This is a genomic window from Pseudoalteromonas sp. MMG006, assembly GCF_018101025.1.
Lineage (GTDB): Bacteria > Pseudomonadota > Gammaproteobacteria > Enterobacterales > Alteromonadaceae > Pseudoalteromonas.
Genome location: NZ_JAGJEJ010000009.1, coordinates 1 through 23636, shown reverse-complemented (window position 1 = coordinate 23636; position 23636 = coordinate 1). Strand labels below are relative to the sequence as shown.

Here is a 23636-nt window from a genome sequence, read left to right as displayed (position 1 = left end):
GGCCAAAATGTATTTTAAATATTTGAATGGCGTAATAGGCTTAGCCTCACTTTTAACTTTAGCAGGTTGCTCAATTATTCAAAATAATGAACCTGTAGAGGCGGTTACATCGGTTGATAACACCCAAAATTACGATTTGACCAGCATGCTACAGTCAATTGAAACTGATAAAAACTCAGAACACCAAGATAGCAGTGCGTTTGTGCCTCTTAAACATCATAAAACGCTTGTTAATTACGTTGAACAAATGGCACTTGATTTAGTCGACACGCTTGAATCTAACGCACAAGATAACAACAGCATTAATATAGCGGTAACAACCATTGTAGATTTAGACGCATCGCTCAATAAAAGTAATCAACTAGGTAATCAAATAGCCGAGAGCTTTATTCATCAACTGCAAAAGTTTGGTTACGGTGTTGTCGACTTTAAAGCTATGAACTCTATTGATGTATCAAATAGAGGTGACTTTGTATTATCTCGCGATATAGAAAAGCTGAGTGAAAGTAGCATGGCCAATTACGTATTAGCTGGCACGTTAATTTACCGTCCAAATGGCGTAGCAGTGAATACCCGCATTATAAACGTGCATAGTAAGCATGTGGTTGCCACTAGTAGAAAGCTCATCCCGCTTTATGTACTAAACAAAGAAGATATATATTTATCAAGCAATTAAGTTAATTTTAGCTTGATATGAAAAACAAGATGCCGTTATAATTTTATTCTCATTTAGTACACCACTTTTGTGGCCTCTTAGTTAAATGGATATAACGGCCCCCTCCTAAGGGGCAGTTGCAGGTTCGATTCCTGCAGGGGCTACCAATTAAATCAAAAACCTAAATTAATATTAATGACTCTTTTTTGCCTGCGTAGGTCGGATAAAAGAAGCGCCATCCGACACAGTAAAGTACCTTACCAATTATTATTAATATTTTATGTTGTCGAGTGGCTAGAGAGTGCCATGTATAGTCTTTGAACCTTAATAATCTATACTTTGAATTGTTGAGGTTATGTGCTCTTTGCTTACGAATCTTGTGCCAGCTTCATTTAATGATCACCGCTTTTCTTTCGAAGAGTAAAGAATACATAACAAATTTCAAAAATCGGAGATTTGGCATGCATACTAAAAATGATAACTTTTCTGCATATGTTGGCCTTGATTGGGCTGATAAAAAACATGATATTTGTGTGCAGGTTAAAGACGAAGAGTCTCGGGCGTTCAGCGTAATTTCTCACTCACCTGAATCAATTAATGATTGGGTTAAGGCATTACATAAAAAAGTAAAGGTAATATTGCTGTTGCAGTTGAGTTAAATAAAGGACCTATAGTATACGCCTTGCAAAAATATAGCTTTGTTACAGTTTATCCTATTCATGGATTAACCCTTGCTCGATACAGACAAGCTATGTTTCCTAACGGTTCAAAAGATGATCCTTCAGGCGCTGAATTAGCATTAGATATGATGCTCAATTATCCAAAGAAGATTACCCCCTAAAACCAAGCAGTGAGAAAACGAGAACATTAGCCCTCGCACAGGCAGGCCTCAAAAGGAATCGTTGAAGGACTAAGCGATACCAAGTACTCACTAAATTGTTGCAGTGTCATCTCATTATTTGCAGAGCTACAAACTTGTATTAATTTATGAGCTAAATCGACACCAATTCTTAACTTATTCATAATTGAACTCCGAAAAATAATTTCTACTTCAATATAGAAGTTGGGAGTCCAATTATCTTGTTAGAGCAATTTTTCTCTATAACTTTGAAGGTTGATCGGCGGTAACTCAAAACATTTTTGATGATACTGATATAAAAACCTGTTTTCAGTGACCTCTGGATTACTGGTTTTGTAAACATCAACAGTAAAGCCTCCATACTCTGAAATAATATGGGAATACCTATTCCAATACTCTTTGAGCTCGTGAGATATATTACTTTTATAACGATCGTAAAAACTATATTTAGCTTTACCTATGTAAAAAATTGGACTACTACCTTTTAATCGAGGAATATCTTTCAGGCACCTCCAAACATAAACTATACCTGACGGCTCTTTCAGCTCCTCTAATAAACTTTCAAATTGAAGTTTAAAGTCATATTCTGTTTTTGCAGAAATAGTTATTTGACTTGAGATTACCTCTTCAACATATTCACAACGCATGATCATCCTTGTTGCTCTAACAACTTTATCAGAGGACACTTTCCCTATTTTTAGCGCTAAAACGTCCTTATTTTATGGACTTATATTAATAGCAAATAGCGTAAACTATTGCCAACTACAAATATCACTCTTCCTGCTGCCTATATAAACATGTAAAAAGAGGAGAGATTCCTCTTATTCTGAGGGATTTAATGACGACCGTCCGTTTATCGCTCAAAGACACCCATAAAAAGCTTAAGATACCAATAATTATTGAGTAAAAGCGTTAAGGAAGCAGTAATTTTTTATAGCTAAAAATTTATAACTAAAGTTAAAAAGCGCGTAAATATAAATCTACTCGCTTTTTAATTTTGATAGCATATAGCTAGTAATTAGCCATCACTCGTAATTGTATCAATCAACTCACTTAGTACTGCTTCGGCTTTACTAGTCTCTACTTGGCAAGTACCTGCATTTAAATGACCGCCACCGCCATACTTAAGGCATAGTTCGCCTACATTGGTATTTGAGCTGCGGTTGGTGATTGATTTACCAATGGCAAATACTACGTTTTGTTTTTTAAGGCCCCACATTTTGTGTATTGATATATTGCAGTCGGGGTACATAGCGTAAATTACAAAGCGGTTGGTGGCGTATATGGTTTCTTCTTGTGTTAAATCCAGTACCACTAGGTTTTTATGTACCATTGCACATTGTGTTATTTGTGCTTTTGCTTTTTCGTTGTGCTCGTTATACAGCGCAACACGTTCGGCTACGTCTTCCATTAGTAGGATTTCTTCGATGCTCTGATCTTTACACGCATCAATGAGTTTCATCATTAATTGGTAGTTTGAAATTTTAAATTCGCGAAAGCGGCCAAGGCCTGTACGTGCATCCATTATAAAGTTCATTAATACCCAATCGGTTGGGTTGAGTATTTCGTCTTTTGAAAACTGTGCGGCATCGCCTTTATCTACTGCGTCCATCATATCAACGCTAATATTTGGGAATTTTTCTGCACCGCCGTAATAATCGTAAACTACGCGCGCAGCAGAGGGGGCTTCTGGGTCAATTACGTGGTTTTTTATGTCGCTTGCGTTACGTACTGTTTCGCTTAAGTGGTGGTCAAATGCAATATGGCAACCTGCAACGTAGGGCAGGTTAGTGGTGATGTCGTTTGCTGTTATGTCTATTTTTCTATCTTGCATATCTTTTGGGTGCACAAATAAGATGTCGTCAATTAGGTCTAAGTCTTTTAACAGTATGGCGCACACTAAGCCGTCAAAATCGCTGCGGGTGACTAGTCTAAATTTATTATTGGGCATAGCTATTCCATCTTTTTTAATTGAGTTATCAATTGAGTGTAACAGCTAAAATTTTTTTTGAGAGATTATACCAATCGAATTAAACATTTATTCATTCTAGCGTGGTAAATAATGTGCTTGCGGTGTTGTTGATTTATTAATTAAAACAAGTGCATACCGAAGTTATGCCTTGTTTTCACTCTATTTGTCTGTCGCTATAAATAACGCATAATTTAACACAATTGGTATTAGCTTAAAAAAACACATAAAAAAGCCAAAACAGATGTTTTGGCTTTTTGTTAGCAAGTATGTATTTGTTTTTGTGCCATATAAACGTTAAGCGCCTGGGCCACATTCCATACAGCTGTTAATAATATCTGGGCCAAATTTTAGTTTGGCGTTTAAATCACGCAGTGCGGTACGTAAGCCTTCTTCAATTACTGGATGGTAAAATGGCATATCTAGCATTTCTGGTACGGTCATTTTATTTTGCACAGCCCATGCCAGTAAGTGGGCTATATGTTCGGCTTGTGGGCCAATAAATTCTGCACCTAAAAATAAGCCTGTGCCTTGCTCTGCATAAACGCGCATATGGCCTTTATTTTTTAGCATTACTCGGCTGCGACCTTGGTTTTCAAAGCTTACTTCGCCTACTTCAAAGCAACCACACTCACCTAGTCGTTCTGTAATTTGCTTGTAGCTTTCACCAACCATTGCTATTTGTGGGTCGCTAAATACAGCTGCAATTTTAGCTCTGCGAAGCCCGATACGTACATCAGGGAAGCGCCCAGCATTTTGACCAGCAATTGTGCCTTGATCAGATGCTTCATGTAGCAATGGGATCATGTTGCTGGCATCGCCCGCTATAAATATATTTGACTCACCACATTGCATTGTATGCGGATCAGCGTGCGGCACACCGCGCTCATCAAGTTCTATACCTGTGTTTTCTAGGCCTAATTTATCTACGTTGGGTACTCGACCTGTGGCTGCAAGTACGTAGTCAAATTGTTCTGTATGCTTAGCACCTTGTTTGTCAGTGTAAGTTAGTTGGGCTTTATCACCCACTTGCATCATGTTAGATACGTTTGAATCGGTATCTACAAAAAATTCTTCTGCAAAAACAGTATTTGCGTAGTCTCTTACTACGGGATCTGTAAGTGGGCCAATTGCGCCGCCTACACCAAATAGTTTTACGTTTACGCCTAGTCGGCTAAGCGCTTGGCCAATTTCAAGGCCTATTACGCCTGGGCCAAATACTGCGACTGATTCTGGTAGGTCGTCCCAGTCAAATACATCGTCGTTAATAATAAGTTTGTCGCCAAAGTTATTAAATACGCCAGGGTATGAAGGGCGAGAGCCTGTGGCAATTACAAAGCGTTTAGCTGTAATAATTGTATCGTCGTCTATTTGTACGCGGTTGGCGTCTAAAAATTGTGCGTAACCACGAATTTTATCAACATCTGGTAGTTCATCTACGGCTTCTACTACAAATCCTGCAAAGCGATCTCGTTCACTTTTAACACGCGCCATTACTGCTTTGCCATCAATTTTAGGTTTTGAGCTATGCACACCAAATGCTGGTGCCATTTCAATTGAATGAGCGGCTTCAGCTGCGGCAATTAATAATTTACTTGGCATACAACCAACACGTGCGCATGTTGTGCCATATGGGCCTGATTCAATCATTAATACGTTTTGTGTGAACTGTTTAGCGTTACGGTATGCACTTAAACCTGCAGTACCAGCACCTATAACAACAACATCGGTTTGCAATTCTTTCATAGCGTTTTTCCTCTAATAAATAGGGGCGTGTATGCCCCTATTTTTACCTACTTCTATTAGGTTTTTTTATTTACTTATTAATTAAGCAAAGAATTTTTCTAAATCGTCTGAGCCGCCAATGTGTTGACCACCAATAAATATTTGTGGAACAGTATCACGGCCAGTGATTGCTTTAAGGCTAGTTAATGTTGCGCCTGCACCCATTACAACTTCTTCAAATGCGTAGCCTTTTTCAGTAAGAAGCTCTTTTGCTTTTTTACAGAATGGGCAACCAGGTTTAGTAAATACTGTCACAGGCTCCGGTTTTGCTTGTTTAGGATTGATGTAATCAAGCATTGTGTCTGCATCAGATACTTCAAACGGGTCACCTGGTAAATCTGGTTCGATGAACATTTTGTCAATCACGCCATCTTTAACCAGCATAGAGTATCTCCAGCTACGCTTACCAAAGCCTAAGTCGTTTTTGTCTACTAACATGCCCATGCCGTCAGTAAATTCGCCGTTGCCATCTGGTAATAATGTAATGTTTTGCGCTTCTTGATGCTCAGCCCATGCATTCATTACAAAGGTATCGTTAACTGATAAACATACAATTTCGTCAACGCCGTTTTGCTTAAGTACGCCAGCTAACTCGTTGTAGCGCGGTAAATGTGTTGATGAACATGTTGGTGTAAATGCACCTGGTAGTGAAAATACGACAACTGTTTTACCTTTAAAAATTTTATCTGTAGTTACCGATTTCCATTCGTCGTTTTGACGAGTTGCAAATGTAACGTTTGGGATTGTTTGGCCTTCAATATTCTTTAACATAGTTTGTTCCTCTTGATTTGTTGGAGCCATTATGGCGAATAAATAAATATAGTTCCAATCGTTTGTTTGTATTAAACTAATAGGCATAACCTATCAGGTGTAGATGAATATGAACTTAAAAGATTTTGAATACGTTAAAGCAATAGCGCACTACAAGCATTTTCGCAAAGCGGCAGATGCGTGTTTTGTAAGCCAACCTACATTAAGCGGACAAGTTAAAAAACTTGAGCAGGAGCTAGGTGTGGTATTGTTTGACCGTTCAACAAAGCAAGTAACGTTAACAGCCAAAGGTGAACGTTTGTTGACACAAATAGAAACTATTTTAGAGCAAACACAAATCCTAAAAGAGCTTGCTGCAACCTCTAACGAGCCGCTACAGGGCAAAATTACTATCGGTATTATTCCGACCATTGCCCCATATCTGCTGCCAGCTTTACTTACTTCAATGAAGGAAGCCTTTAAAGACAGCCAATTTGCGTTTACTGAAATGCAAACGGCAACAATTTTAGAAGCACTTGATAACGGCGAACTCGACTTTGCAATACTGGCCGACGTACCGGAACTTAAAAATTACCATACGATTAATTTGTATAAGGAAGACTTTTTAGTTGCTGTTTCTCACGATAATGCGTTATCTAAACATAAAAAAGTGGCTCTAAGTGATCTACAAAATTACAGCCTACTAATGTTAAGTGATGGCCATTGCTTTAAAGATCAAGCCCAAAAGTTTTGTTTTTCAGCTGGGGTTGATGTATCTAATCAATATCAGGGCAATAGCCTTGAAACTTTATTAGCGCTGGTGGCTATGGATGATGGTATTACATTTGTACCTAAACTTGCATGTACACAGCGCATAGGTATTGATTATTTGCCTATATTTCCTAATCAGCAACGCAATGTAGTGTTTGCATGTAGAAAGCATTACCCACACTTGTCGGGTGTTGAGCAATTAGGTGAGTGGTTAACTAAGCACCCAAATTTAAAAGCTAAATTGAGTAAAAAGCTTAATTAAGTTATTTAAAGCTCTTGGCTGATTATCTCTACAACATCATTAATTTGTACACCAGGTAGTGGTTTTTCATCGATGCTCATTGCAATCGCGCTTTGCTGGTAAAGCTGCTCTACACGAATAGTGTTAAGTGTAGTAATAGTGTGGGGCATGGTATTACCTTGAGCATCTGTTAAGTAGTTATGGTGCGCAATACTTAGCATCTGGCCTTTTTTGAGCCCGTGTGCTTTTCCTAGGTTAACCACTATTTTGCTATTTTCCATGTGCATAATTTTGCCCTGAGTAGGTAAACACGCCATAGCTGCTTGAATATCGTAACTGACTGACTGATTGAGTTCGGTTATGCTTTTCCCATAAGGTGATTGCCAGAACCTATCAGAATTCACATCTACAATCGTGGTTTTTTCAAAGGGCCAAATTGCTTTAGTGTGGTAGCTATTTTGCCAAAGTTGCTCATATGTGGTGCCATCAAATAATACAAATTCTATGTTGTAGCCCCGCTGGTATGTTTCGTCTTGCCAAAATGCGTAATCGTTATTTAGTTTGTCACTGGTTGATAAATCAGTTATTTGGCTAAGTAATACGTATTGAGCGTTACTTCGGGAGGCGATTTCTTCTAGTTGAGCGTTTGAGTAGTCATGTTGCTGTGAAAAGTATTTATCTACACTAATCGCGTTATTGTAATAAGCGACAGGAATAGCACTCATTTTTGATTTTTGCAGTGCGGTAAATATGTTTTTGCTAATTGCTTTATTTACGTCAAATATTTGACCCATCATGGCATGCTCACGATGTACAAGACGGCTTTGAGTGACCGCTATAAATTTATTAAAGCTATTTTGTGGGCATTGCTCAGCTTGAGCAAAAATATCTAAACGTAGGGTAATTGCAAATTTACTACTGTGACGGTCTTCGCTTACTAACTCTATTTTTTGAATTTCCCCATGGCTGCTAATTTTTAGCTGGTCTTGCATTAAAACGCCATCTACCAAGGTTTGCACTGAGCTTACACGAGCACCTGAAAACACAAGAGCTTGTGTTATAGCATCTTTAATAGCGGCTGATTTAGCTGCTGCTATATCGCCGTTTTGTATTTGTGCATGGCCGGTAGATTCGTACCACTGCGCTTGAGTAAAAGCCGAAAACGTTAATAAAGCAGTTGCACTTAAGCCTGCAAATGCCAATGATAAAAACGACTTCATACTCTTACTCCAATTATACTTTTGTTAATGATGACACTATAGCAAGGACTGTACCAATGTTATTTTAGCGCATTCATTGTTTAACTTATAAATGGCATTAAACGTGCATAAGTTGCTGTAACTAGTTTTTAAGGGTCATGTGCTATGCGAGCAATTTCATTATTAATTACACTTGGGTGTTTAAGCTTAAGTGGCTGTAGCAGTATTTTTGATAAACATGTTGAGTATAAGTACGTAGAGCCAAATAACTACCCGGTTTTAAAAGCTGTGGGCTATGCACCTATTAGTTTACAAAGCGGCGCTAATTTATCGCAAAAACAGCTAATGGCTATTAAAGCATCAAAGCTAGAAGCGTACCGAGAGCTTACTGAGCAAGTATACGGGCAAAAAATTACCGCTGGTACCACAGTGGAAGGCTCAATTGCACAAGATGATTATTTACAAAGCCAAGTACAAGGAATTATTAAAGGCGCACAAGTAATTAAAACTTATGCTGTAGATGATACCTACATTACAGAGCTTGAGCTAAATATGAAGCGTGTACACGATTTATATATTGGCGAGGTAAAACCCCGTGAAGTTAAAAAAGTAACTTACTACTAAATCACGACTGCTATTAAAAAACTCCTACAAAATATCTCATCCTCTTATATTGAGTGCTATGCTGTTGTTACGAATAATATTTAAACAAGTAGTGTAGCGCTTAGTGTATGTTTCTAATTTTTTATCCTTTGGCCTGTGAATGACTCTTAGGCCTTTCTTCTGCAACGGTAAACTACTTCTTTGGTGCAAAAATAATTTGCGCTACTTACTGCTGTTTTTTTTACTTTCAAGCGGTGTGTTTGCAAGCCGATTAAACATTCAATTTAATACGTTTATTGAGCTTATGGGGAAAAAATATGGCCCAGCACGAGTAGCTGTTGCCCGAAGCTGGCAAAGCATGTTGGTGCAAACACAAAATAAACCAGAACAACAACAAATACTGATAGTAAACAATTTTTTTGCCCGCAACTTGCGTTATCAAACCGATATTTTACTTTGGAAACAAAATGACTATTGGGCCACACCGCTTGAAACACTAGGACGCGGCTTAGGGGATTGCGAAGATTACGCAATTGCAAAATACATTAGTCTAAGAGCATTAGGTGTAAGCGACGATAAGTTGAGGCTTATTTACGTAAAAGCAAAGCTAGCGGGCTCCAATAAAACACAAGCACACATGGTACTTGGCTATTTTGCTACACCTAACGCTCAGCCACTTATTTTAGACAGTTTAATTACAAAGGTTTTACCTGCTGCAAAACGTGTAGATTTAAGCCCTGTTTTTAGCTTTAACAGCCAAGGTTTATGGGCTAATAATTCAACCAAAAGTGTTGCGAGCCCAACAGCAAGGCTTTCTCGCTGGCGTAAAATTTTGGAGCAGACAACCAATGAAGGAGTTTTGTGGTAATGGCATCATTTTCCTTATCTAACTATTTTAAAAAGCGCAAAATAACGCTTCGGCAAGAGCTTTGGATTGCATTGCTGATTGTTATTTTTGTTGGGTTTGTTAGCAGTGTTTTAATTAGCACCAATTCGGCCAAAAGTTACTTTTCTACTCAGTTGTATTTAAAAAATGTAGATAACGCAAGCTCACTTGCATTGATGATTAGCCAATTAGATAAAGATCCGGTTGAGCTTGAGTTATTGGTATCTGCCACGTTTGATACCGGGCACTATAAACGTATTGAGCTTCAAGACCCTCATGGCGAGGTAATAATTAAACGCACCTTTGCTGATGAGCTGGAAGCGTCTGTGCCAAACTGGTTTAAAGCAATATATGGGTTAAATGTGCAGCCAGGGGTAGGGCAAGTAAATAATGGATGGCAACAGTTTGGTACGTTATTTATAGAAAGCCATAGCCAATACGCAGAGCAAGCCCTGTGGGAAAGTGCACTCAAGCTGTTTTTTAGCTTTTTAATAGTCGCTTTTTTTGCTTGTATAGTGAGTGCTTACTTTTTAAGCAGGATTTTAAAGCCGTTGGATGATGTGGTTTATCAGGCAAATGCATTTGGAGAAAAGCGCTTTATTAAATCAAAGGTGCCGCGCACATTTGAATTTGCTCGATTAGTACAATCAATGAACCAGTTATCCACACGTTTTAGCCGTATTATAAAAGAGGATAGTAAGCGGTTAGAGGAGCTAAGGTTTAAGTCGCAGCATGACGAATTAACCGGTTTGGCCAACCGTGAATATTTTGGCGCCACACTTGAAGCGCATTTACAAAAGTCGAAAGATCATGCGCATGGGGCTTTGTTTTTATTTAGAATTGTAAACTTAGATCAAATAAGTGAGCAAATTGGCCGGGTCGAAATGGTTAATTTTTTACGCCGTTTTTCGGATATGTTAATTGAGTTTTTAGAGTTAAACCAAGAGCATTTTTCTGAAAATTACATTGCGCGCATCTCCCATAGTGACTTTACCGTTTTATTTAGTGATACAGACGATATAGAACTACTAAGTGAAAGAGTTAAAACTTTGCATCAAGCTTTTATTGAAGAGTATAAAAGCGTCAACTTAGCAATACCTCACAGCTGTACATACATATTAAAAGAGGACTCAAGGTTTGATGTATTAAAACGCGTTGATGAATTATTAAAATCAGGCAATACGAAGCAAGTTGCAGTACGTGCTAAAGAGGCTGACAGTAAACAAAAAAGTGAGTTATTTGACGACGCTACAAGTTGGCAAAGTGCAATTGAGTCTGCTTTAGATAACCAAACACTCGAAATAAACACTTTCCCGGTAATGAGTTTTACAGGGCAGTTAATGCAAAATCAGTTAGGGTTGAGTTTAGAGCTTGGCGGGCAGCTGTATCGTGCAAGCTATTATTACCAATGGGCTAACCGTTTAAAACTATTAGCGCGACTAGATTGGGGCTTAATTAAACAACTAGTAAACGAATACAATGTTGAGCCGCCAAGTGAGCTTATTTCGATAGAGCTCTCGGCGCAAACTTTATTAGATGATACGGCAATCGCTTCTATATTGACTTACTTATCTGCATTTCCTGAGTTAGCCTCAAAAATTTGTTTTGATATTCGTGAAAGTATTGCGGTTAGCGAAATCGAAATATTTAAAGATTTTTGTGAGCAAGTTAGGTGCATGGGGGCAAAAGTTGCTTTAAAGTGGGTTGGTCCTGAGTTTACTAAAATTAATAAAATACAAGAGTTTGGCTTAGAAATGATTAAAATTGATAGTGTGTATGGCCACAACATTAGTTACAGCCAAGATAATCAGACCTTTTTACGTGGGGTATGTACACTCGCGCATTCTATTGGTATTAAGGTGGTTGCTCAGGGGGTTACCAGCCAAGATGACTTAGACACACTTGTGAATCTTGGCTTTGATGGGACTATTAAAGAGTCGTAAAGTTAACTTCCTTTAACGACTAACATTAATTGAATTCGGTCGCGTACTTTTAGTTTATTGAATATAGAGCTCATATGCTCTTTAATCGTTCGCTCGGTAATATTTAATGACTCTGCGGCTTGTTTGTTGGTGGCGCCTGTAACAACAATATCAACTACTTGGCGCTCTCGCTTTGTGAGCAATTCAAGGTTGCATGAGTGTTTGTAGTTAAACTGCGTTTGTGACAAAGCACCTACAAGGTTTGACAGTAACTGCCCAGGTAGCCATATGCCTCCTGAGCAGGCAGTCTCTAGTACTTGTTCAATAATAACTTTGGTTGCTAAGGCCTCTACATAACCTCTTGCCCCTGCCTCTAAGGCCGCTCTGAGTTCGTTAATTTCAAGTTCGTTGGTCATAACTATAACGAGTAAACGCTGCTGCGAATATTTTTTTACAAGCTCAAGCCAGTTAGGTGTACCAGCTAAAATCCAAATAACGTTGGATGCGGTTACTCTTTTTGGCTCTTTAGTGCATATTACACAATCCGCAAATGCTGTATGCCAGTGCTTTGACTCAAACTCAGGCTGTGTAATAAAAATACTTTGACGCATTACTTCTCCATTTATATAAATGCTTTAACGCTCTGTCATTGCTTGCGATGTTGCGCGAAGAACTGGCTTTAAAAGGTACTCAAGCACGGTTTTTTTACCGGTAATAATGTCAACTTGTGTGGTCATCCCAGGAATTATCGTTAGTTCTTTCGAAAAGTTATTTTTGGTGGTTTTTAACTGCACTAAATAAAATGTGTTTTCTCTATCATCTGTGATTGTATCTGCACTTATGTGCAGTACTTCAGCTTCTAAGCCGCCATAAACAGCAAAGTCATAGGCGCTAAATTTAATCATTGCGGGCTGACCAGGGCGTAAAAAGGCGATGTCTTTTGGCGGAATTTTTGCCTCTACAACTAATTGGTCGTCCAGTGGTACTATTTCCATCACGTCACTGCCAGGTTGTAAAATACCGCCAACTGTATTGACTAATAAACGTTGTACAGTGCCTTTAACTGGCGAGCGAATTTCAGTTTGAGTAACTTTATCGGCAAGACCAGATTCCGTTTCTTTAATCGACTCTAAGCGAAGAAGTGCCTCAGACAACTCATTGTTCCAGCGGTTTATCATCGCAAGCTCAACTTCGGTAACCTTATTTTTAGCTTCGTTAATTGCCGACAGACTTCGATTAATAACGGCTTTAGTTCGGTTTATTTCACCAGTAATATCAACTATTTCTCGCTCTAACCTAATAATATCTATATCAGATACTGCACCTGTACGAAGTAATGGACGCGTTACTTTAAGCTCTCTATTGGTGAGTCTTAATGCATTGGTATGTTGCTGCAATGCGGCTTTTGCTTCTATATGATCTTGTCGACGTTGCTCAAGTTGGCGCTTGTGAATTGCTACTTGTTGCTCAAGTTCTCGTCGGTTACTTAGGTATATAGATTGCTCATGTAATACGGCTTCTGGTACGTCCTCAGCTAAACCTTCAGGGAAAATAAGTTCTTCTTTTTTAGTTAGTGCGTTTAAGCGTGCAACTTTAGCTGTAAGAGACTGCACCTTTGATTGATTTTCTCTAAAGCTAGAAATAAAACGAGTCGGATCGATTTTAATCAGTACGTCACCTTCACTGACTATTTGACCTTCACGTACATTTATTTTTTCTACCATGCCGCCATCGTAAGATTGAATTAGCTGTAATTTATTAGAAGGAATAACTCGCCCTTCACCACGAGCAACTTCGTCTAAATTAGCAAATCCAGCCCACACAATAAGGCTTATAAAAGCTACGCAAATTAAATAAAGTAAAAATCTTGCGCTAGCTGGCTCTTGCTGCATTTTTTCCCATTGGGCATCAACTACCCAGTCTTGCGTGTTTGGTGGCGAGAGCCATCCACTAAATAATTTATTGAAAACTGATGGCTTGCCTTTTTTTCTGGATTCAATAGCCCTACTTACAGATTCGAAGGAGCGTTGCTCTAGAGGCTTTTTGTCATTACTCATGATGCTTGCTCCACTGTTTTATTATTTAAAGCAGCAATTACTTTTTGCTTAGGGCCGTCGGCAACGACTTTGCCATTGTCTAGTACAATAATACGGTCTACTAATTCAAGTAATGATGAGCGATGTGTCACTACAATTAAGGTTTTATCTTCAGAGCATTTTTTTAAGTTATTAATAATCTTGTTTTCGCTGTTGTGATCAAGTGATGACGTTGGCTCATCTAATAGCAAAATCGGCGGGTCGTTAATTAATGCTCTTGCCATACCAACGGCTTGGCGTTGGCCGCCCGAAAGTTGCCTGCCAAGCTCGCCTACTTGTAAATCAAAGCCGTCAGGGTGTGAATTTATTAAATCGAATAGCTCGCTTCGTTCACACGCTTCTATAATTTGCTCATCTTTGGCATGCCATGCGCTTACGGTTAGATTGTCTTTTAAGGTGCCAAAAAATAATGCAATAGTTTGCGGCACATACCCTATATTGTGGCGAAGTTCGGCAGGGTCTATTTGGTGAATATCGTTATTGTCCACTAAAATGCTGCCTGAATTTGGATCGTAGAGCCCTAAAATAAGTTTTTCTAAGGTGCTTTTACCTGAGCCATTTCTACCTAAGATAGCGACCTTTTCACCCGCTTTTATTTTAAAGCTAACCCCGTTGAGTGCATTATGTGATTCATCAGAGTACTTAAAGCAGACATCTTTAAATTCTATATCGCCTTTTAAAATAGGGTGGCTCAACCAGTGTTTACCAGCAGGGCGCTCTACCTCTTTTTCCATTATTTCGTTAAGAGATTGCATAGCAATAGCTGCATGGTGGTACTGAGCTAAAACTGCAGCAGACTGCCCAATAGGACCCATAGCTCGAGATGAAAGTAAATAGGCCGCTATTAAGCCACCTTGAGTAAGCTCACCTTCAATAACTAAATGAACACCAATTATCATGATGATCACACCCACACATTGTTGTATCCACGATGCAGTATTAGATATTGAACTTGAGACTAAGCGGCTTTGTGCATTTACTTGGGCAATGTATATGGTTGATTTTTCCCACGTGGATTGTGTTTTACATTCAGAGTGAAAGCTTTTTACATCTTCTATGTTTGTTAGGCTCTCTACTAAGACAGCGTTTCGCATTGAACTTGCCTTCATTGTTTGCTCTGAAAGCGCTTCAAGTTTGCGGTGCGCCGCTATGGCATACATTAATAATATTAGTGCGCCTGCAATGATAGGAAGGCTAAGAGGGACGCCAATAATTGCTATAACAACTAAGTATAAAATAACAAAAGGGAGGTCAACTAATGCGACGAGCGTTATTGAGCTAAAAAAGTTTCTTACCGCTTCAAAGGATTGAATGTTGCTAGCAAAAGATCCTGCTGATGACGGGCGATTTTCAAGCTTCATACCTAAAACTCGTTCCATGATCACCGCAGATACTTTTACGTCAATTCTGCTGGCCGCAAGCTCTACAAAATAACCTCTTACTAATCTAAGCGCAAAGTCGGCGGTTAAGGCTATTAAAATACCTATAGCAAGAACCCATAGCGTTTCAGTGGCATGATTAGGTACTACACGGTCATACACGTTCATTACAAATAAAGGCATTGCCACTGAGAGTACACCAAGCGCAATGGCTGAGATAATTACATCTTTATAAAGTGAGCGACACTCTTTAATTACACCCCAAAACCATCCATCTTTAGACAGCTTTTCGAGTACGGGGGTACGATCGTCAAAAATAAATTCGGGTTGAGCGTAAATAACCATATCAGCGCTTGTTAGTGTCAGCTCCTCAATGCTTTGCTCAATAACAGATTCGGTTAACTCTGGGTAAATAACACTCACAAGATTGTTACTAAAATCAATTTTAGTAACAATACATGCTTGATTATCTTTTAATATTAAAATGGCGGGTAACAGTGCTGTATTTATTTTTTGTAGCGGCTTATTAACTACCTTTGATTTAAAACCAATACGTTTAGCCGCACGTGAAAATCCAGATGGCGTGAGATTTCCATCATTTAGTGGTAAGCCATTTAATAGAGCTTCTCTTGAAAAATCTTTACCGTGGTGGCGACATAGTACTGCTAAGCAGTCAACTAATATTCCACCATGATCAAGTACATCATTTAATTCCATAAACCATCCAATGTTATGAAGAACTACAAGCGGTTGTTACAACTTAACTTAAACTTCATAAAAATCTTTAAACAAGTTTTTAAACTAAGTTTAGGTTATTTACATAACGCTAATTGCTTTTGTATATAAACTGGTTGGTGTCAGTTGTCAGTAATAACGGCTTCTATACGTCTATTTTGTGCATTTGCCCTTACTGATATCTCGTTTACTCGAGGTTTATCAGTGCCGTAGCCAAATGACTTAACGCGGTTTGGCTCTATATCAAATTGTTCAATTAGCATTTGTGCAACGCTAAAAGCACGTTGTTCAGATAGTTTTCTGTTGTACTTTTTATCACCATCTAAAGAAGCATGACCTTGAATTTCCACCATTTTATTTGGATTTTGTTTCAAAAAATCAGCTAGCCTTTCGACTTCACGCACATACTCAGAACGAACTTCACTAGAATCAGCTGAAAAAGGGATCCCTATTTCTACAGAGTCTGTTTCGGCGCTGTATAAAGTACATCCAGACAAATCCACATTCGTTGCCGCTGGCGTACTTGGGCAGGTATCTTGCTCATTTGGTACACCATCTGCATCGTCATCTAAGAACTCGCTGCTTGAGGTTGTATTAGTCTCTAGTGGGATATCAAGATAACGAGGCATAGCGGTTACGCTCATGTAGGCATTATCTTGCTTGGCTTTTTTTTCTAAAAAAGCTTTGCGACTAAATGTTGTGGCTACATCGTAAGTAGGGCAAATATTTTTTGCATCGTGAACAATAGGATCGTCGGTTAAATCTTCTATAGAAGGGTATTTATCTGACATTACATTAAGTGCGGGTAGTAGTTTCCCCATTTCTTTGAGCATCGTTAAAATAGCCGATTGACGGTCATATAATGCAACTATGTAAGAACGGGTAGACTGGAACGATTCATTTTCTGCATCTAGTACGTCTAGTAGAGTACGTTGACCTATATCAAACTGGTCTTTGTAAGCTATCTTTACTTTGGTTGAAGAGGCTCTGTGCTGATCTAATGCGGGTAGTTTCTGCTCAAGTATAGTTACATTATGATATGCAATTTGTAAGCTTTGGCGGATATCTACGCACGCTTGATCTCGTTGGTATTTAGCTATATTTACATCTTGGTAGGCTTGTTCAAGATTAGCGCTATCCAACCCGCCGTTGTATAAATTGTAACTTATATCAATACCTACCCGAGCTTCAGTTCGAGTTTCGTTTTGGCCTAATTCATCTCTATCTTGGCTGCCATAGCGAGCTGATAAATCTACATTAGGATGAAACGCTGCTTTTTGTGCTTCAGCATTGGCTTTTTGCGCCTCTATATTATACAAAGATGCATAAAAAGTTGGGCTGTTTTTATATGCTATGCTTAGCGCCTGATTGACAGATATTGGAATATTATCTTCGTTGAGGTCTGCTTGCTTAATCTCTTGCAATGGAAGTTCACCAACAACTCGTAAATAACGAGCGCTTACATCATGCAAATTTGCATACTCAGTGAGTACGTTAGATTGCGCAAGTGACAAACGTCCACTTATTTGCTCTAAATCTGCGGCTCTTGCAACACCTGCGTTAACGCTTTGTTCGATTTGTTGGTATACAGATTCATGCTCTTGCAGATTTGCTTCAGCAAGTTGTACTAACTCTTTAAATTTTTGTACGTCAAGTAGTGCAATTGACGCTTCAAGTGCCGTTTGTTCTGTTTGTGTTATAAGTTCAAAATAGCGAATAAGCTGAATTCGTTTAAAACGATCAACGGTATTAGATGTTCTAAAACCATCGTACAGCATTTGAGTAACGCTTATTTCTGCAGTGTTACGGTTATACTCTTCTTCTACTCCATAATTTCTTCTTTCATATCCTGCGCTGGCAGATACGTCAACACTTGGTAAATAGCCAGAACGTGCAGCATCAACTCCATAAATAGAAGATTTAAATGCGTGCCATGCTTCTTGTACTTCAGGATTATTCTCTATGGCTTTACTAGATACGTAGGTTAGGGGCATAGCTGATTCATTATTAGCATAAGCTATGTTTGGTAGAGTAGCGGTTGAAATCGCCATTGCGATTAACATCGTTCCTTTGCGTTTCTTAAAAGTGTTTTTTGTAATCATTACTTCCCCTTAGATCCCATTACTACCGAAAATACTCCCTTAAATATCTAGTAAAGGAATATCAATTTTGCAAATAATCTTTCCGGGTAGCATAAAATGAGTTTTTTACCATTTTTTGTTGATTATTTTATTTTTAAATTTTTCTTTTAAACCTGTACTTGAGTCCAGTACCCAGATTGATTTTGTGTTCTACCTTTAAGTTATTAGAAGGTAAATTTAAAAAGTTTGAGGGTACCCAAATGGAAGCAAATCAATTATTAGTTACCGATATTCAAGGCTCTGCGGGTGTAGTTTTACAAGATGGCTCAATAAAAGCTTTAAATGTTGGCGATTACATTAATGTTGGAGATTTAGTGGTAACGGCTGTTAAGTCTTCACTGCAAATTGATGTACAAGGTGAAACTCTCTCTATTCCTGCAAATCAAAAGGTAAAAATAACCCCAGATTTATTGGCAAAGGAAGCTAGGGACTCAAGCGAGACAACTATTTTTGATGAAAGCTTAGATGAAGCCATAGCTAGCTTAGATTTAGGTACTGAACAAAATACTACAACCGCTGCTAATTCGGATGTAACCGACTTTTTAGATGCCTTAGAGGGCGATGGTGATATTTTAGATAACTTAGAAGCAACAGCCGCTGGTGGCGGTGGTGCGGCAGGTTCAGGTGGTGGTAATTCGTTTGTACAACTTACTCGTATATCTGAGAGTGTTGATCCAAACAGCGTGGCGTTTGATTCATCACTTGATCAAAGCAATGCTGATGCATTTGACTTACGTGATACATCAGATGGTGTAGTACCAGATGATAACACCGCGTCAATATCGCTAAATGAATTAGGTATAACTAACTCATCTCAACCTACTATTACTGGTACTAGTGAAAACCTAATTGGTGAAACAGTCAATGTAACAGTGACTGACGTAGATGGTAATTCGCAAGTTGTCTCTGCAGTTATTAATCCTGATGGTACATTTGAAATCATCTTACCAGACCCAATAGCTGATGGTCCCGTTAGTGTTGTAGTTGAAGCAACGGATCCTAATGGTAATGCGTTTAACGATACAATTTCTATTGAAGTTGATACTACGGCACCAGTAATTAATATTGACCCAGTTGCTGATTCTGCTTCGCAAACTGTAACGGTAACAGGCTCTGTTGCTGGTTTAAATACTGGTGACAATGTATCTGTCACGCTTATAGATAGCACAGGTACACAGCAAACTGTAGTTACACAAGTTGATGCGCAAGGTAATTGGAGCATTACCACTACATCGCCATTAGCCGAGGGCGAGTTTAGTGTTGATGCTGTTGCAGTTGATGCCGCAGGTAACCAAGCGATAGATCAAGCTCTTGCAAGTGTTGACTTAACAGCTCCTGAAATTGACGTAACGGTAGCTGGGGAGACAAATAATGTAACCCCTCCTTTAACCGGTACTACAAGCGGCGTACCACAAGGTACAGAGGTAACAATAACAGTAACGAATAGTGCGGGAGAGGTTCAACTTTTAACGGCCTTAACCAATGAAGACGGAAGTTGGTCTGTTGATGTGGGGGCAGCATTACCTGAGGGCGACTTTACGGTTGATGCACAAGTGAGTGATAGCGTAGGGAATCAGGCAGTAGCAAGTGATGCTGGCATTATAGATTTAACACTTCCTGTTGTTGAAATTAATACCATTGCAGATACACAAGATACAACGCCTATAATTACAGGTTCTGCTCAAGATGTGCCTGCGGGATCAGTAATTACGGTTGTTATTACTGATATTAATGGCCAAGCTCAAACGCTTTTAACACAAACTAATGAAGACGGTAGCTGGTCTGTTAGCGTATCGACTCCTTTAGCCCAAGGTGAGTTCGATGTTAACGCAACGGTTACAGATAATGCCGGTAACGAAGCACAAGCTATCGAGCAAGGCTTAGTTGACTTAACAAGTCCTGAAATTTCAGTCACAGCAATTGCCGATACTAATGATACAACACCCACATTTGTTGGGCGTGTTGATGGTGCGCCGGAGGGCTCAGAGATTACTGTTTTAGTGACCGACAGTAATGGGAATTTACAAACGTTGACCACAACACTTGAAGCAGATGGTACTTGGAGTGTTGAATCATCAAGCGCAATTTCTGGTGGTGATTTTAACGTTACTGCCACAGTTAGTGACCCTGCAGGTAATGAAGCATCGGCGCAAACAAGTGGTGAGGTAACCTTTGCCCCTATTTCAATCCAAATAAACTCGATTGCTGATACAAACGACACCACACCATTTTTAAGTGGTAACACCGCAAATGTACCTGCAGGTACTACAATAACGCTCACTATTACCGCAAGTGATGGCAGTACCTCTACTATTTTAGCGGTGACCCAAGAGGATGGATCTTGGAGTGCGCAAGTAACTCAGCCTTTACCTGAAGGTGATTTTACAGTAGTTGCAGCAGTGGTAGATGACTCTGGCAATGAGGCGCAAGCAAGCACGGTAGGCAATGTAGATTTAACTGTAAGTATAAACTTTATAATAGATACTAACGACACTACGCCTACAGTTAGCGGCTCCACTCAAGATGTTGATGCGGGGACGGTTGTTACCGTTACCTTTACAGGTAGCGATGGTGCAACAGAAACGGTGCAAGTAACTACAAATGCAGACGGTAGTTGGTCGATCGAAGCGACTAATGAGCTGGTAGAAGGTGAGTTTAGTGTTGTCGCAACAGTTACTGATGCCGCAGGTAATACAGCGTCTGCAAGTGAAATTGGTGAAATTGATTTAACTGATCCTACGATTACTATTAATCCAATTGATGATACAAACGACACTACACCGAGCGTGACGGGAAGTGTTGTTGATGTACCACAAGGCACAGAAATAACACTTGTAGTAACAGATAGTAATGGCAATGAACAAACACTTACCGCAGTCACTAATGCTGATGGAAGCTACAGCGCCAATATACTTAATGAGCTTAGCGAAGGTGACTTTACGGTAACAGCAAGTGTGAGTGATGAGGCTGGAAATAGTAGTACTGCAACTGTTACGGGTACCATCGATTTAATACCGCCTAGCGTTACCATAGATACTTTAGGTGATAACAACGATACAACGCCTGCGATTACAGGCTCAACTCAAGGGTTGCCAGCTGGTAGTGTAGTAACAGTTATTGTTACAGACAGTACAGGTGCTGAACAGCAATTTGTAACGGCAATAAATGGCGATGGCACATGGAGTGTTGATGTGCCACAAGCGCTAGCCGAAGGTGAATTTAGTGTTGTTGCCAATATAACTGATAGTGCAGGGAACACAGCACAAGATTCTCAAACAGGGAACATTGACCTTACTGCTCCAACGATTAGTGTGGATGCTTTCACAGACTCTAACGACACTACACCTAGCTTTAGCGGTACAACCAACGATGTAGAACCGGGAAGTCTGATTACAGTACTCGTTACAGATTCAAACGGCGATTCACAAACTTTAACTGCTGTTGTTGCACTGGATGGCTCTTGGCAAGTAGGTGCCACAGATGACATTGCTGAAGGTGAGTTTACTATTACTGCTACAGCAACAGATTCAGCAGGCAATGAAGCATCGGCTTCAACTACAGGCATTATTGATACTGCTGCGCCAACAGTTACTGTTGACCCTGTAGGAAATACTAATGATGCTACGCCTACAATTTCAGGCACAGCAACGGGTGAGCCAGAAGGTACATTAGTTACGATTACAGTGACTGATGAAGCAGGTAACCCACAAACTATTACCACTGAAGTGCAAGCCGATGGCACTTTTTCGGTTGATGTGCCCAGTGAATTAAGTGAAGGTGAATTCACCGTTGAAGTATCGGTTACCGATACTTCAGGCAATAAATCCACTGCAACCACAACCGGCGAAGTGGATACGGCTGCGCCATCAGTAATAATCGACCCTGTAGGTGATACTAACGATACCACGCCCACAATTTCAGGCAGTGCAACGGGTGAGCCAGAAGGTACCGTTGTTACTATTACAGTCACTGATGAAGCGGGTAACCCACAAACCATTACCACTGAAGTGCAAGCCGATGGCTCCTTCAGTGTAGACGTACCAAATGAGTTAAGTGAAGGTGAATTTACTGTTGAAGTATCCGTTACTGATACTGCGGGCAATGAAACGACTTCAACGACCACGGGTGAAGTGGATACGGCTGCGCCAGAAGTGAACATTGATCCTGTGGGCGATACTAACGACACTACGCCAACTATTTCAGGCACTGCGACGGGTGAGCCAGAGGGCACCGTTGTTACTATTACGGTAACGGATGAAGCGGGTAATCCACAAACCATTACCACTGAAGTACAAGCAGATGGTACTTTTTCGGTTGATGTGCCTAATGAACTAAGTGAAGGTGAATTTACGGTTGAGGTATCGGTTACCGACAGCGCAGGTAATGAAACCACAGCAACCACAACCGGCGAAGTGGATACCACAGCGCCAATAGTGACTATTAACGCGCTAGGTGATACGAGTGATACAACACCGGTCATTTCAGGTACGGTTAGCGGTGAGCCTGCAGGGTCAACAGTTACTTTAACTGTTACTGATGCAGATGGGGTTTTACAAACAATTACAACGCAAGTTATTGCAGATGGGAGTTGGACAGTAGAAGTACCTGCGGCTCTGGCTGAAGGGAGCTACTCTGTAAATGCAAGTATTAGTGATAGCGCTGGTAATGAAGGTACAGCAAATGCCTCAGGTACAATTGATACAAGCGCATTGACTATTACCATAAATGTTATTGGCGAAACCAACGATCAAACACCACAAATCAGCGGTGAAACCTTTAATGCTCAAGCAGGTTCGTCAGTTGAAGTTCAGCTCACTGACTCTGCGGGGGCAATCATCACTTTAACTACAACTGTTGATGAAAACGGACTCTGGAGTGTGACTCCACCTGCCGATTTGGCTGAGGGCACCATTTCAATTAGTGCAACAGTAACAGACCTAGGTGGTGGAATTGCTGATGCAGAGCTTGATGCTGTAATTGATATTACACCTCCAACCATACAAGTAAATGAACTAGGGACAAGTAATGATACAACACCTATTATTTCTGGTAACACGACAGGCGTAGTTTCAGGCACAGTTATAACCTTAACGGTTACTGACTCCCAAGGCGTCGTGCGTTCATTTAGTGCAACAACAGATGCCGATGGTAATTGGAGTGTTGAGCTTTCTCAAGAGCTGGCCTCGGGAGATTACTCTGTAGAAGCTGAAGTGTCTGATGCTGCAGGAAATAGCGCTTCAACTATGGCTACCGGTAACATAGATACATCAGGGCCTAGCTTAACCGTTGACTTTGATACTGTAACCAACGACTCAACGCCTACCATTTCAGGTACTAGTGATGCAGAAGTTGGTACCAGTATCACGGTTGTTATTACAGATGAAAATGGAGTTGAACAAACACTTACCACCACAGTAGATGCAAGTGGTAACTGGGAAGTAACGCCGCAAACAGACTTAAATGAAGGTGATAACACCATAGAAGTAAGTGTGTCTGATGAAGCCGGTAATATAACAACAGTTATAGATACAATTACATTAGACACGCAAGCGCCAACACTTACGATACAAAATGTAGGCGATGTAAACGACCTAACACCGACATTACAAGGCACCAGTAACGAAGTTGGTGGCACAGTCACACTT

16 protein-coding genes, 1 tRNA gene and 1 pseudogene are annotated in these 23636 nt (G+C 39.8%); 8 read left to right on the top strand and 10 right to left on the bottom strand.

Annotation, left to right across the window (positions count from 1 at the left end):
* The first annotated feature begins 7 nt into the window (after positions 1-7).
* From J8L73_RS10460 to J8L73_RS19325, 3 genes and pseudogenes are all read left to right on the top strand, one after another.
* A complete protein-coding gene (locus J8L73_RS10460; RefSeq protein WP_211016836.1) occupies positions 8-676 on the top strand; it encodes a FlgO family outer membrane protein in 669 nt (222 codons plus the stop codon).
* Positions 677-747: 71 nt separating this feature from the next.
* Positions 748-822 (top strand) — tRNA-Arg (locus J8L73_RS10455).
* Positions 823-1116: 294 nt separating this feature from the next.
* Positions 1117-1487 (top strand): annotated as a pseudogene (locus J8L73_RS19325) (transposase); the annotation flags it as partial.
* 35 nt (positions 1488-1522) lie between these two features.
* On the opposite strand, the gene J8L73_RS10445 reads toward J8L73_RS19325, so the two are convergent.
* The 5 genes from J8L73_RS10445 to J8L73_RS10425 all read right to left on the bottom strand — a co-directional run bounded on the left by J8L73_RS10445 (position 1523) and on the right by J8L73_RS10425 (position 6039).
* On the bottom strand, positions 1523-1678 hold the full coding sequence (locus tag J8L73_RS10445) for a hypothetical protein (RefSeq protein ID WP_211000806.1): 156 nt from the start codon (positions 1676-1678) through the stop codon (positions 1523-1525).
* A gap of 60 nt (positions 1679-1738) precedes the next feature.
* Complete coding sequence (locus J8L73_RS10440; protein WP_211000805.1) at positions 1739-2161, bottom strand: hypothetical protein; 423 nt, start codon at positions 2159-2161, stop codon at positions 1739-1741.
* A 371-nt stretch (positions 2162-2532) separates the two neighbouring features.
* Positions 2533-3465 (bottom strand): exopolyphosphatase, encoded by a 933-nt coding sequence (locus J8L73_RS10435; protein WP_211016832.1) that lies wholly within the window; start codon positions 3463-3465, stop codon positions 2533-2535.
* Positions 3466-3780: 315 nt separating this feature from the next.
* Positions 3781-5229, bottom strand: a complete 1449-nt coding sequence (locus J8L73_RS10430) for a dihydrolipoyl dehydrogenase (protein WP_211016830.1) — start codon at positions 5227-5229, stop codon at positions 3781-3783.
* Positions 5230-5310: 81 nt separating this feature from the next.
* On the bottom strand, positions 5311-6039 hold the full coding sequence (locus tag J8L73_RS10425; RefSeq protein ID WP_211016828.1) for a glutathione peroxidase: 729 nt from the start codon (positions 6037-6039) through the stop codon (positions 5311-5313).
* A 109-nt stretch (positions 6040-6148) separates the two neighbouring features.
* On the opposite strand from J8L73_RS10425, the gene J8L73_RS10420 reads away from it, so the two are divergent.
* Positions 6149-7051, top strand: a complete 903-nt coding sequence (locus J8L73_RS10420; RefSeq protein ID WP_211016826.1) for a LysR substrate-binding domain-containing protein — start codon at positions 6149-6151, stop codon at positions 7049-7051.
* Between the two features lie 5 nt (positions 7052-7056).
* Here the strand turns inward: J8L73_RS10420 and J8L73_RS10415 are convergent, their stop codons facing one another.
* Entirely contained in the window at positions 7057-8250 is a 1194-nt protein-coding gene (locus J8L73_RS10415) for a flagellar assembly protein T N-terminal domain-containing protein (protein ID WP_211016824.1), read from the bottom strand.
* Between the two features lie 144 nt (positions 8251-8394).
* Here J8L73_RS10415 and J8L73_RS10410 point away from each other — a divergent pair, with 144 nt between their 5' ends.
* The 3 genes from J8L73_RS10410 (at position 8395) to J8L73_RS10400 (ending at position 11661) form a co-directional block, all read left to right on the top strand.
* Positions 8395-8853, top strand: a complete 459-nt coding sequence (locus tag J8L73_RS10410) for an LPP20 family lipoprotein (RefSeq protein WP_211016822.1) — start codon at positions 8395-8397, stop codon at positions 8851-8853.
* 196 nt (positions 8854-9049) lie between these two features.
* Positions 9050-9700: a transglutaminase-like cysteine peptidase gene (locus J8L73_RS10405; protein WP_247659627.1), complete on the top strand. Its 651-nt coding sequence runs from the start codon at positions 9050-9052 to the stop codon at positions 9698-9700.
* Positions 9700-11661, top strand: a complete 1962-nt coding sequence (locus J8L73_RS10400; protein WP_211016818.1) for a LapD/MoxY N-terminal periplasmic domain-containing protein — start codon at positions 9700-9702, stop codon at positions 11659-11661. The genes J8L73_RS10405 and J8L73_RS10400 overlap by 1 nt, the downstream gene beginning before the upstream one ends.
* A gap of 2 nt (positions 11662-11663) precedes the next feature.
* Here J8L73_RS10400 and J8L73_RS10395 read toward each other — a convergent pair whose 3' ends face one another.
* The 4 genes from J8L73_RS10395 to J8L73_RS10380 form a co-directional block, all read right to left on the bottom strand.
* Positions 11664-12251 carry a response regulator transcription factor gene (locus J8L73_RS10395; RefSeq protein WP_211016815.1) on the bottom strand — a complete coding sequence of 196 codons (588 nt, stop codon included), beginning with the start codon at positions 12249-12251 and terminating at the stop codon, positions 11664-11666.
* Positions 12252-12275: 24 nt separating this feature from the next.
* On the bottom strand, positions 12276-13697 hold the full coding sequence (locus tag J8L73_RS10390) for an HlyD family type I secretion periplasmic adaptor subunit (protein WP_211000795.1): 1422 nt from the start codon (positions 13695-13697) through the stop codon (positions 12276-12278).
* Positions 13694-15832, bottom strand: coding sequence for a type I secretion system permease/ATPase (locus J8L73_RS10385; protein ID WP_211016813.1), 2139 nt, complete (start codon positions 15830-15832; stop codon positions 13694-13696). Before J8L73_RS10385 ends, J8L73_RS10390 begins: the two co-directional genes overlap by 4 nt.
* A 140-nt stretch (positions 15833-15972) precedes the next feature.
* Positions 15973-17952 (bottom strand): TolC family outer membrane protein, encoded by a 1980-nt coding sequence (locus J8L73_RS10380; protein ID WP_211016812.1) that lies wholly within the window; start codon positions 17950-17952, stop codon positions 15973-15975.
* 239 nt (positions 17953-18191) lie between these two features.
* On the opposite strand from J8L73_RS10380, the gene J8L73_RS10375 reads away from it, so the two are divergent.
* On the top strand, positions 18192-23636 hold a 5445-nt coding region (locus J8L73_RS10375), incomplete at its 3' end, for a retention module-containing protein (RefSeq protein ID WP_211016810.1).